The sequence below is a fragment of the uncultured Fibrobacter sp. genome (genome assembly GCF_946062555.1).
In the GTDB taxonomy this organism is placed as follows: Bacteria; Fibrobacterota; Fibrobacteria; order Fibrobacterales; family Fibrobacteraceae; genus Fibrobacter.
On the sequence record NZ_CAMGVQ010000085.1, the window covers coordinates 1 to 12,486 of the forward strand.

Annotated in this window: 6 protein-coding genes; 2 read left to right on the top strand and 4 right to left on the bottom strand. The window is 53.7% G+C overall.

Annotation, left to right across the window (positions count from 1 at the left end; all coding sequences use genetic code 11):
• Nucleotides 1-359: 359 nt before the first annotated feature.
• From gpmI to Q0P86_RS15605, 4 genes are all read right to left on the bottom strand, one after another.
• On the bottom strand, nt 360-1,994 hold the full coding sequence (gene gpmI / locus Q0P86_RS15590; RefSeq protein WP_295040731.1) for a 2,3-bisphosphoglycerate-independent phosphoglycerate mutase: 1,635 nt from the start codon (nt 1,992-1,994) through the stop codon (nt 360-362).
• A gap of 140 nt (nt 1,995-2,134) precedes the next feature.
• Nucleotides 2,135-3,157 (bottom strand): hypothetical protein, encoded by a 1,023-nt coding sequence (locus tag Q0P86_RS15595; protein ID WP_295040733.1) that lies wholly within the window; start codon nt 3,155-3,157, stop codon nt 2,135-2,137.
• A 161-nt stretch (nt 3,158-3,318) separates the two neighbouring features.
• Entirely contained in the window at nt 3,319-5,574 is a 2,256-nt protein-coding gene (gene uvrB / locus Q0P86_RS15600) for an excinuclease ABC subunit UvrB (RefSeq protein ID WP_295040735.1), read from the bottom strand.
• 33 nt (nt 5,575-5,607) lie between these two features.
• Nucleotides 5,608-6,504, bottom strand: a complete 897-nt coding sequence (locus Q0P86_RS15605; RefSeq protein WP_295040737.1) for a GGDEF domain-containing protein — start codon at nt 6,502-6,504, stop codon at nt 5,608-5,610.
• Nucleotides 6,505-7,173: 669 nt separating this feature from the next.
• Between Q0P86_RS15605 and Q0P86_RS15610 the strand changes: the two genes are divergently transcribed.
• The gene (locus Q0P86_RS15610; RefSeq protein WP_295040739.1) at nt 7,174-11,799 is read left to right on the top strand and encodes a fibro-slime domain-containing protein; all 4,626 of its coding nucleotides are present in this window, start codon (nt 7,174-7,176) and stop codon (nt 11,797-11,799) included.
• 67 nt (nt 11,800-11,866) lie between these two features.
• Entirely contained in the window at nt 11,867-12,286 is a 420-nt protein-coding gene (locus Q0P86_RS15615; protein ID WP_295040741.1) for an SPOR domain-containing protein, read from the top strand.
• Nucleotides 12,287-12,486: the final 200 nt, after the last annotated feature.

The window sequence follows — 12,486 nt, forward strand, 5'->3', positions numbered from 1 at the left end:
AGGGCAGGGCCCGCATATGAAGAACCACCGGCTATGCCGGTGGGTTCCTTTTTTATTCATATTTCAGAATTCGGAATTCAGAATTGTTTTGGCGGCGATGCCGCGATTGTTTTAATTCTAAACTCCGAAATTTGAATTTGCTTATTTGATGATTAACATAGATTCGTCCCAAGCTTCTCGTGAGACTCCGCACCTATGGTGCGGGAGGAGGGCTTTATGCCCTCCGTTCGTCGAACGAAATCGTTGTTATTAGAGATGCGCCAGCCTATGGCTGCCGCAGCTCTTAACAAGGATTTGGAGGCGAAGCAAAAATGGAACCTTTTCAGGTTCCATTTTTAATCTCGTTATATGTTAATCGTTTATTTAACGATTAACATAGATTCGTCCCAAGCCTCGTGCTTTTCGAGGCCGAGGAGGTTCGCGGTCGTTGCAGCGATGTTCGACAGACCCCAGTCGCCTTCCTTGAGGCCGAGCTTGCCGCCCGTTACGTTATCGTAAAGGATGCAAGGAACCTTGTTCAAGGTGTGGCTGGTCTTGGCCTTGAAGGAACCGTCCTTGTTGACCTTCGGCATGCCGGTCTTCTTGTCGATTTCGTACATTTCGTCAGCGTTACCGTGGTCAGCCGTGATGATAGCGACACCACCGAGGGCGTCAATCACCGGGAGCAAACGGGCAAGGCCGATATCCACCGCTTCGATAGCCATCGTAGCTGCGCGGAAGGAACCGGTGTGGCCCACCATATCGCCGTTCGGGAAGTTGCAGCGGAGAGTCTGGTACTTGCCGCTCTTCAAGGCTTCGATCATGGCGTCGGTGATTTCGGCAGCCTTCATCCACGGGCGCTGTTCGAACGGAACAACGTCGGATTCGATTTCCAGGTAGGTTTCGCCGTCAAACTTGCTGGAACGGTTACCATTCCAGAAGTAGGTCACGTGGCCGTACTTCTGCGTTTCGGAGCAAGCGAACTGCTTCACGCCGGTTTCGGCAAGCCATTCGCCGCTGGTTTCCTTGATTGCCGGAGGCGGAACGAGGAAGCGGTTCGGGAGCTTGAGGTCGCCGTCGTACTGGAGCATGCCAGCGTAGCAGACCTTCGGGAAGCGCTTGCGGTCAAATTCGTTGAAGGATTCTTCTTCGAAGGCGCGGGTGATTTCGATGGCACGGTCGCCACGGAAGTTGAAGAACACCACGGAGTCGCCGTCGTTGATGGTACCGACCGGCTGGCCGTCCTTTGCAATCACGAACGGGGGCAGGTCCTGGTCAATGGCCTTGGTTTCGCCGCGGAGGGTTTCGATAGCCTGCGTAGCGTTGTCGAAGTAGCGGCCTTCGCCCAGCACGTGGGTCTTCCAGCCGAGTTCCACCATCTTCCAGTTAGCGTTGTAACGGTCCATGGTAATCTGCATACGGCCACCGCCGCTAGCAATGCAAACGTCGAATTCCGGGCTGCGGAGTTCGTCGAGGAACTTTTCGAACGGGCCAACGTAATCGAGGGCGGAAGTTTCCGGCACGTCACGACCGTCGAGCAAAATGTGCACGCGGACCTTCTTGAGGCCTTCCTTCTTGGCCTGGGCGACCATGGCCTTGAGGTGGCTGATGTTGGAGTGGACGTTGCCGTCGCTGAAGAGACCGATGAAGTGGAGTACGCTGTTCTTTTCGCGGGCGTTGCCGGCGATTTCCTTCCAAGCGTCGCGGCCGAAAATGTCGCCGGAGTTGATGGCGTCTGCAACGAGAGCTGCACCCTGGTTGTAAACCTGGCCAGCACCGATGGCGTTATGGCCAACTTCGGAGTTACCCATGTCTTCGTTAGTGGGCATACCAACGGCGCGGCCGTGAGCCTTCAGGAGCACGTTCGGGTACATCTTGAAGAGGTTGTCGAGAGTCGGGGTGCGGGCGGCCTTGATGGCGTTGCCTTCGACCTTATCAGTGATACCAAAACCATCCATCACGATGGTTACGACCGGTCCCTTGATGCCGGGGAAATTGGAAAGCTTCTTGAGCATAGTTTACTCCTGTTAAATTACGGGAGTAAATTTAGAAACTTTTGCGTAAGGCGAGTGCAGCGACAAATGTGTGCATAGCGAGAAACCACAAAAAACTCCCCGTATGTACGGGGAGCCTTGAAAAGCCTAGAAGCTAGTGTTTACTGGACCTTGTAAATCTTGACCTTGAAGGTGTAGTAGCCGTTTTTGTCGGGGAAGCCGCTGTCGTAAACGGCGAACGGATAGAATCCAGCTCCGGTTGCAGCGTCGTATGCGGCGGTCTTTGCCACATAGGACAGTCCTTCGCCATTTTCAATCAAAGTCGGGAGGATCGACTTTTCGATCGAGCCCGCTCTGAAGTCGCTCAAATAAGCAGGACGGTGGTTGACGTCTTCGGGCCACATGCCGTTACCGTAGTCGTCGTTGCTAATCGTGAGGAACGTGACGCCTGCGCCTGCATTGGCGGCGACATCGGGTTCGCTCTTGGAGCCGGACTTTTCAAAGACGATGTCTGCAGCTTCGGCGGGAACCGCAGTGCAAGTAGCGAGGCTGACGCCGCTGATGTTTTTATCGGCCGTAGAAACCGTCACTTCACAGGGAGTCATGACAATTTCGTCGGAACCCGGATCGGTGGAGGCGGAAGATGCCGGTTCCACGTTCTTGCAGAAGAATTCAGTCTTGGCTTCTGCGTCGAAGGGGATTACATCGGTTCTAAAGAAATCCTTGACGCCGTCGTTTGCGATGACCTTCACCACAAGGCTGTAGTCGTCGCAGGTAAAGATCGGGTCGTTCAGGTTGATCTTCACAAATGCAGACATTTGGGAATTGAGGTCGATTTCGTTTGCTGTCGGAACGACGGCATTGTTGTAAATAACCTGATACTCGACCTTCTGCTGGGCGGAGTTCATGATTTCGAGCGAGATGCCAGTGAACTGCAGATTTGAAGAATTTTCGTTGGTTGAGTCGGTGCGGTCCAGTGTGTAGCGACCCTTGAAGCGGAGCGTGTCGCCAGACACTCTGGAGTCCAGTCCGTTGACAGAAATATTGGCGTCGTTGTTTTCCGGAATGACGATCTTGTCATTGTTATTGTTGGAGGCATTGGTGCTGCTGTCGTCACCGCAGGCTACGAGACCGAAAGCGCCCATGGCGATAACGGAGCCCAGGAAAAGATTCTTAAAGTTCATGATTTTCCTCATAAAAAGTATTTCTGCCCTTGAAAATAAACAAAAATGGTCAAAAAAGCAACTGAAAATATGAAAAAAAGGTAAAAAGAACTAGAACTTAGAAGTTAGAACTTAGATTTTCTAGTAGAATAGTCTAAGATCTACCAATTAAGTTCTGCCATCTATCCTTTCATGCCGCGGATAATGTCGCGGAGGCGTGCGGCTTCCTCGAAATCGAGTTTGGCGGCAGCTTCCTTCATCTGGCGTTCCAGGTCTTCGAGCTTGTCCCCAGTTTTCGACCCACGATTCCCTTCTGTCATCCTCGACCCACGAAGTGGGGAGGGGATCTCATCGCCTTCGGCTTCAGGATGACGCTTCTGGGTGCTGCCTCGAGTCCCCTTCTTCTTCGTTTTGCTGCTCGGTTGGAGCGGTTCCATCGGGCGAATGCCGCCTAAGGTCCCTGAGCTTGTCGAAGGGTCTTCCCAGTCTGCGTCGACGGAATCGTCGCCGATATCGCCGAGCGGGTCATTAATCCGCAAATCGTCTTCCAGCTTGCGGGTCACGGACTTCGGCGTGATGCCGTGTTCCTTGTTGAATTCTTCCTGCACGGCCCTGCGTCGGGCGGTTTCGGTGATGGCCTTGTCGAGGCTGTCGGTCATGTTGTCGGCAAAAAGCAGTACGGTGCCGTTCACGTTACGGCTCGCACGTCCCATGGTCTGGATGAGGCTCCTGTAGTTGCGCAGGAATCCTTCCTTGTCGGCGTCGAGTATGGCCACCATGCTCACTTCGGGCAGGTCCAGTCCTTCGCGAAGCAAGTTGATGCCCACCAGCACGTCGAATTCCCCGGTTCGCAAGCCCCGGATGAGTTCGTGGCGTTCCAGCGTCTTGATGTCGCTGTGCAGGTAGCGCGCGCGGATGCCCGCTTCCACGAAGAAGTCGGTGAGGTCCTGCGCCATCTTCTTGGTGAGGGTGGTGACCAGCACGCGGTCGCCGTTCTTGACGACCTCCTCGATGCGGTACAGGAGCACGTCCATCTGGCCCTTGATGGGGAACATCTCGATTTTCGGGTCCAAAAGTCCGGTGGGCCTGTTAATTTGTTCGGTAACCACGCCGCCCGTCTTGGTAAGTTCGTAATCGCCGGGGGTTGCAGACACGAAAAGCACCTGTTTCGGGTACATGTACTCGAATTCGGCAAAGTTCATCGGGCGGTTGTCCAGCGCGCAGGGGAGGCGGAACCCGTACTGCACAAGCGTCGTCTTGCGGGATTTGTCGCCTTCGGCCATGCCGCCTACCTGCGGAATGCTCACGTGGGATTCGTCCACCATCAGGAGCCAGTCGTCGCCGAAGTAGTCGATAAGCGTAAATGGGCGCGTACCCGGGGCGCGGTTCTCGATAATGCGGGAGTAGTTCTCGATGCCGCTGCACATGCCGGTCTCGCGAATCATTTCCATGTCGTAGCGGGTGCGGCTGCTGAGTCGGGCCGATTCCAGCACCTTGCCTTCTTTGTCCAGCTCTGCGAGGCGCTCGGTCAGTTCCACCTGCATGCGCTGTAAGATTCCTGCGCGGCCTTCTTCCTTCGTTACGAAGTGCTTTGCTGGTGCAATCGTCATCTCGTCCATTTCCTGCGTGACTTCGCCGGTAATGATGTTGAAGCGCACGAGCCTGTCCACCTCGTCGCCGAACAGTTCGATGCGGAGGCCTTCTTCGTCATAGCTCGGGTGGATTTCAATCACGTCGCCGTGCACGCGGAAACTGCCGCGCTCCAGGCTGAAATCGTTTCTCGTGTATTGGATTCGCACCAGGTCGTGGAGAATCTTGTCCCGGTCGTAAACGTCGCCTTTCTTGATGCGGACCATCAAGTCGAAGTATTCGCTGGGGCTTCCCAAACCGTAGATGCAGCTTACGGATGCAACGATAATCACGTCGCGACGGGTGAGTAAATTTGCGGTGGCGCGCAGGCGGAGCTTGTCAATCTCGTCGTTGATGCTGGCATCCTTCTCGATGAAGGTGTCTGTGTGCGGAATATACGCTTCGGGCTGGAAATAGTCGTAATAGCTTACGAAGTATTCCACCGCATTGTGCGGGAAGAACGCCTTGAATTCCTGATAGAGCTGCGCCGCGAGCGTCTTGTTGTGCGTCAAGATGAGCGTCGGCTTGCCTACGTTCTTGATGACATTCGCCATCGTGAAAGTCTTGCCGGAACCCGTCACGCCAAGCAGCGTCTGGAACTGTTCGCCGCTCTCAAAACCTCGTGTGAGTTCTTCAATCGCTTTCGGCTGGTCACCCGCCGCCCCATAAGGGCTCACCAGTTCAAAGTTCGCGCGAGTCGGCGACTGGAACTGCTTGAGATGTCCCGGCAAACTCTGTTCGGGCGGTAGCGGCTTCGCTATCGGTTTCGCATACGGGTCGGGTGTAATTGTCTTGCGTGCGCGTGCCATGGAAATTCAGAATTCGGAATTCAAATTTCGGGGTTAAAAAGCGACGCGGTTTCTGCCGTTTTCCTTGGCGACATACAGCAGACGGTCGCATTCGGCGATCATTTCTTCGATCATGCCGATGCTTTCGCCCTGACGGCTAGCGAGTCCCAATGAAATTGTCACGGGGATAACGGTATCCTTCCATGAAAAACGGTGGCGTTCCACGGCGCTGCGCAGGCGTTCGGCGCTTTTCTTGGCGTCTTCGGGGCCGATTCCGCTTAAAAGCAGCACGAATTCTTCGCCGCCGTAACGGGCGAGCAGGTCGGATTCGCGCTTTTCTTCCTTGAGAATTCGGGCAATCTCCTTAAGGACCATATCGCCGCACTGGTGGCCCCAGGTGTCGTTTACGTGTTTGAAATGGTCTGCGTCGACCATTATAGTATGTATATAATAGTTGTTGCGGCGGGCGAGGGCGAGTTCGCCGAGGCTTCTGTCCATAAAGGTGCGGCGGTTGCTGATTTTGGTCAGCGGGTCCATGGTGGCCGCCTCGTAGAGTTCTCGGTCGAAGGCTTCTTCGCTGGCGTCCTTGAAGTCAACCTTCAGGACCATCTTGCCGATTTGCAGACGGTTGTGGTCTTCGAGCTTGCTTTCGGCGACGGGGCTTCCGTCGACGAAGGTGCCGTTGGTGCTGCCCAGATCCTTCACGGTGACGTCGATGCCGTCGAAGGTGAGAGCGCAATGCCTGCGGCTTACCAGTTCGTCGTCCATGCGGATGTCGGCGTCTTGGCCGCGGCCCAGGATGACGGTGCCCTTTTCAAGGGGAATCTGCTTGAACTGGTTTTGCGGGTAGAGTACAATCAGGTGCGGCCTCATCTTTGCGATGGGAAGTTTGATGGTGTTGCCGCTGGCAATTGTTCGGTCCATGTCCTGCATAAGTGCTCCGTTGTTCACTCAAAATGTAGTAAAAAGATGCAACTTGTGGATCCCCTCCCGCGCTGCCGCTTGGTCGAGGATGCCGTTACGGGGAATGTCCGGGAACTGTTCCTGTCGAGGATGACTTTAAGGGGAGGTGCGAGGGCTGTTCCTTGTAGGGGAGGCATTTTAATATACAGTCATCCTGGAGGGAGTGTGCGACCGACGGGAACCATTGTGGATCCCCTCCCGCGCTGCCGCTTGGTCGAGGATGACTTTAAGGGGAGGTGCGGGAACTGTTCCTTGTAGGGGAGGCATTTTAATATACAGTCATCCTGGAGGGAGCTGTGCGACCGACGGGAACCATTGTGGATCCCCTCCCGCGCTGCCGCTTGGTCGAGGATTCCGTTTCGGGGAATGTCCGGGAACTGTTCCTGTCGAGGATGACTTTAAGGGGAGGTGCGGGAACTTTTAAACTGTTTTGAAAACAGTTGTTTACAAACAGGGCTTTCTCGGTGTGATTTTATTCACTATCAAATGCGAATCCACCGTTTGTTTACAAAAATGAACGGAATTTTTATCAAAAATTACAAAAACAGTTGGCATTTTTCGCTAGAAAAGAATAAATTTGAGGGCGGTATGTGGCATTTCAAAAAGGCCGGTCTTTTTGTTATGCCGTTGGTAGGAAAAACTTCGATGGAAACTAAAATGATGAAAAAAACGAAAATCTCCATGTGGAAGTGGATTTTGGGTACCTGTCTGATTTTCGCTGGAGTGCAGAATGTTATTGCCGCCTGCGAAGGCACGCTGCATTTTAAGAAGCCTGATGACTGGACTAGTGTCTTTGTTACGATGAATAACATTGCCGCTCCAGTCCCGGCAACCGCCTTGAATGCGGCGACCGGTTTTTATGACTATGATTTGTCTGCTGCCAAGGGCGAAGCTCAGGAAATGACCTTCGGTCTTGCAAGTTCGTCTACAAATCCGTTGAACTACGTGCTCAAGAGCACTTGGAACGGAAAGTCCGCCTACGACCCGAACCTTCCGAAGAACCAACGTGACATTACCTGCCCTGGTGCCGGTAAGGATGTCTGGGTGCTCGAAAACCCGAAACAGGCGAGCAAGACCTTGGTTTCCTATGAGGAACCGAATATTAAGTACTTCTATATCCTGGTCCCCGATGACGAGGACTGGAAGTCCACTGTGCCGCAGTGGTCTCCCGATGGAACTTTTGAAAACCGCCAGCCGTTGAAGGTAGACCCCAACTTGTGCGGATGGTACTACGTGGTCTGGATGAACGAAGCCATGCCGGAAAACTTTATCATCTTCCGTGAAGACGACGAATCTCTCGAAGATGCGATTGGTGTCGATGGCTGGGGCGCTCCGCTCACGCCGTTCCCGATGAATGTTTTCTTTGATGCTTACCCGAATACCAACAAGATTTACTTTATTGCCGACCCGGAAAAGGCTGAAGACGAGGGTGTTCCTTCTATTTCTGAAACGGACCCCATGGTCGAAGGAAACTGCACCTATCAGTTGGCTGCCTTCCTTTACGATACCGATGCGAGCCTGCACGGCGCCTTTACTTGCGATGCTTATCCGCAGGCTGGAGCAAATAAGTGCTATGTTGCCACAGCTCCCTTTGGTTATGCTGGTGGCGGTGCCGCCAATACGGTTCCCTGTATCGGTGTGACTAAGGGAATTGTGTCTGAAAATTTGGATCCTTCTACCAAGAAGCCGACTTACAATGCCTTAAGCGGATGCTTTGCAAGTGCGGATGCCTTCAATGCCATGTTCGATGACACCAAGGGTACTAGCGTAAAGCATTGCCGCAACGTGACTTTCAGCCTCACCAAGGAAGGTATGTGGGAATATGATTCCTATAACGAACCGACCGGCGCCTTTACCATCCTGAACGACTTGGCTGACTCTATCTTGGCGGGGACTTGCACGGGTCTCTGTGCCCAGGCTGCGACCCCCCGTGAGGGTCTAGGGAACGTTGCCTATGGTCTTGGGGAAGGCCAGCCGACTAACACTGCTGCCCAGAATGCTACCGCGAACAATATCTCCGCTGCCGCTCAGGCTGCCCTTCCTGGTGTAATGGACTGGTCCGCCATTGATCCTGTTTCCGGTTTACCCTATATTGACCTTTATCCGGTGGCCAATGGCGAATTTGGTGACGGTACGCACCCCAACGTTTACGACAACTCCACCTGGGATCTGCGTATCAAGGGGAATAACAACCAAATGTTCTGCTTTGAATCCCATGCGAACTTCACCTACCGCGCCGGAATGCAGTTCTCGTTCCGTGGTGACGACGACATTTGGGTGTACATCGACAACAAGCTTGCCGTGGACCTCGGCGGTACCCACCTTGCCGCTCCGGGTTACGTGAACCTCGATCAGTTTACGGGGGCCTCGGGTGCGCTTAAGGAAGGCACAAAGTATGACATTGACATTTTCTTCTGCGACCGCCGTACCAATATGAGTAACGTGCGTATCAAGACGAACATGTATATCGTCCAGCAGACTGCTATTGCCTTGAAGGGCAATAAGAATGGTACAGAGACTTCGTACGACATTTGCTATTCCAAGTCGGGTGACGGTTCCTGCGAGGCCGCTGCGAAGGGGCAGTCTGAAACCCAGATCTTCTGTGGTCCAAAAATTGTTGATGCTGGCCTGCCGATTTCCTACACCCTCGTTCAGGGTGGCAAGATTACGGACCCGGCCGTGGCCATGCCTGAATTGGCTGCTTCCGGTATTACCAAGTTTGAAAACATTTCTGTCCCCGGTATTTACAAGGGTGGTATCGACTTGAGAAATCTGGCCTCTCCCTCGGTTGACAAGACCAAGGTCAATCTCGGCGCCGGCCGCTACACATTGTTCATAACCATCGATGGCAAGTCCAGGAAGGTCGCAAGCTTCCGTCCGAGTGGCGAAGTCGATGTGGTCTACGCCGATGGCGAAGCGGTCGATATCAACGACGATACGGGCGAAATCAAGAAGCTCGGTAAGTACAAGGCTGTGAAGAGCGCCATGGGTGGCGAATTCGTGCCGGTCTATATTTCTAATGTGGGCGAAGCGGAAAATCCGGGCCAGCCGCTGGTCATTCAGCCTATCGATGCCAAGGGTATGAAGTATACGCTGACCCCGTCCAGCAACTTGATGAAGCTTTATGAAAGAACGGTGGACGAAAACGGCGCTGAAACGTTCAAGAAGATCGCCTTTGGTGATTCCCGAGAGATTGGCGAAAGCGGTGTCGATACCGTCTACGTGACCGTGGAAATGGACGACCTGACCGAACCGAACAACCAGTTTACCGTCGGCGTGACCGGCAGGCCCAACACTTTGAAGATTAATTTCTACTTGCCGATTATCCAGTTCGTGTCCGCTCCGGATAGCACGGGTGAAGTTACCAACGGTGACAAGCCCGAAGCTGACGGCACCTACGACGAACGCTGGGTTGGCAGTATCTATGAACTTTACCTTGCCGTGCTTAAGCCGAACGACAACGGCGACTACTATATCTGCGAAGACTGTAACTTCACGATTCATAGGGATCCGAGAACTTCTGACTACATCACCTTCGCCGATGCCGAATTCGTGAACGGTTATGCAACGATTTCTATCGTGGCTACCAAGGAATACCGCTTCGATACTGACCCGACGATCCATAATCCGGGTATGATTGTTGCGGCCTACAATGACTACGTGTTCACGAACCCGGGGTATTCTCCGATTTACTTCCGCGAACCGCCGGTTCCGTCTCCGCGTCTTGCCGATGTGTTCGACGTTCACGGTGCTTCGCCCGAAGTTGAATTCAAGATTCCGGCCCCGTACTTCAGCATGAACCAGGAATACCTCGACGGTGTGGCTGACTCTGTGGCCATCTACTATCACCGAGCCATCCATAAGGACTCTGTGCCGACCCAGATTTGCGTGGTGTGGGATTCCACTTCCGCCAAGAAGCACAACCCGGTCGCAGAAGGATTCTCCAATATCTCGAAGGATACCGCGATTGTCTGTAACGCTCTTGTCAAGGTGAACAAGGATACCGATATCGACTGCTCTGGTGCCGGTGCCGACGGCTACTGCACCAACGTGATCAAGTTGAGCTCCAGCTACTTCAAGGGAGATTCTTCCAAGCTTTCTAATGGTGTCAAGACCTCCGGTAAGGGTAAGGTGATTTCTTACGCCGAATTCAAGGACAAGGGTAAGGACATCAAGCAGGGATTCCCTGGCGAGCTGACTGACCGCATGGCTCCTGTGCCGCTGCGTGCTGAAGTGCGTGCCATTAGAAAGGGCGACGAACTCAGCGACTTCGATAGCCTTGTGGTGATTATGTCTGAACCGGTCAGGATCGTGACGGACCAGAAGAAGAACGCTCTGGACTTCTACCTGAATTCCGCCGTGGATCTCTCCGAAGACAGCCGTTTCGTCTCTATCCTGAATAGCACTGTTGCCTCGGTGACCGGCGCCCAGGACGCCCTTGTGGGTTCTGCAAATGGCCAGGGCCGTATCAAGTACCAGTATATCCGTGGCAATGTTTCTCCGCACGTGGGTGACTTTGTCCGCCTCTCCGGTGACATGTCCACCATCTTCTGGGTCGATAGTGCCGATATCGCCGTGCCGGGTGCCGATACGCTCCGTGCCGCTGCCGATGCCGCATACAACTGGAACTCCCCGACGTCTTACAACGAGACCAAGCGTCTCCCGACACCGTGGGTGTTGGTGAGCGGTGAACCTGAAGTCAAGGTTGTCGAAAACAACTTTGCCAATACAGGAAACTCTCCTGTTGGCGAAAATGTCCCAGTCGTAACGGTGAATGGCTATTCTACCAACCTGTCGAAGAACGAAGTGATCGCTGCGGAAGGTGGCCGTCTGGGCTTGTTCGCTCAAGCGGATATGTACTCCCTGATCAACGACATGAAGGCTAAGGGCTTCAAGGACGAAGATCTGGATCCTGCAAAGATTTACTTCTCCTATGACCTGCAGATTTACACCAACCTGGGTAACTACGTGGCTGGCAAGAGTGGCAAGATCTTCTGCGACGACAGCAAGAATAAGGAAACCGACGAAAATGGCAAGAAGATTGACTACTTCGGCGGTAAGACCTGTATCGATGCCGGTATCGGTTCCAACTTCTTCATCGGCTGGAATACTCGCTCTGACAAGGGCCGCATGGTCGGAACGGGCGCCTACATTGTCAAGTACACGACCTTTATCAGACTCGATAAGGCCGGCAAGTACGGCAAGAAGGAAGAAACCTCGGTCTGGGGCGTGAAGCGTTCTCCGCTTCCCAATACGGACTACCTGAAAAAGGCTGCCAAGTAAATCCAACCGGAACTTAATTTCAAAAGGCCCCTACCTTAGGCTGGGGCCTTTTTGTTATATTTGCGGCATGCGAAAGATTTTAGCTGCTATGAGTCTGTGTGCCGCCGCGACGGTTGCGTCGTTTGCGGTTGAACCTACGGATTTGGATTCCCTGTTCCGCGGCAAGGAATATAGGCCTGTGTTGAGCGCCTCGCTGCGCGATTCCGCGACAAGCGAAGCTTCGGCGGTGCCCGGCAAGGCTGCCGCGAAGACGTCCAAGTCCGACGGCTACTATATGCTGCAGTTTGAATCGGTCGCCGATTTTGATGCCGCCCAGCGTCGCCGTGCGCAGATTTCTGCAAGTACCGGCTACGCTATCCAGGTGGTATTCGACGCGCCCTTCTACAAGCTTCGTGGCGGTGGATGGGGCAATAAGAAGGCTGCCGAGGACAAGGCCCGCGAACTTTCTGCTTATAACATTACCGCTTTCGTAGTGAAAGTGAAGTAATCGCAGCGAATCCGTTTATCTTTTTTCGGCGGAGGATTTCTCCTGAGGCCGAATGTTGAAAATTTAAGGGCCTGGATCCCCTCCCGCGCTGACGCTTGGTCGAGGATGACTTATACTTATACCGAAGGCCTGTCGCGTCCTTGCAGGCGAGGGTGACTTGTAGCGAAGTCCTGTCGCGTCCTTGCGGGCGAGGGTGACTT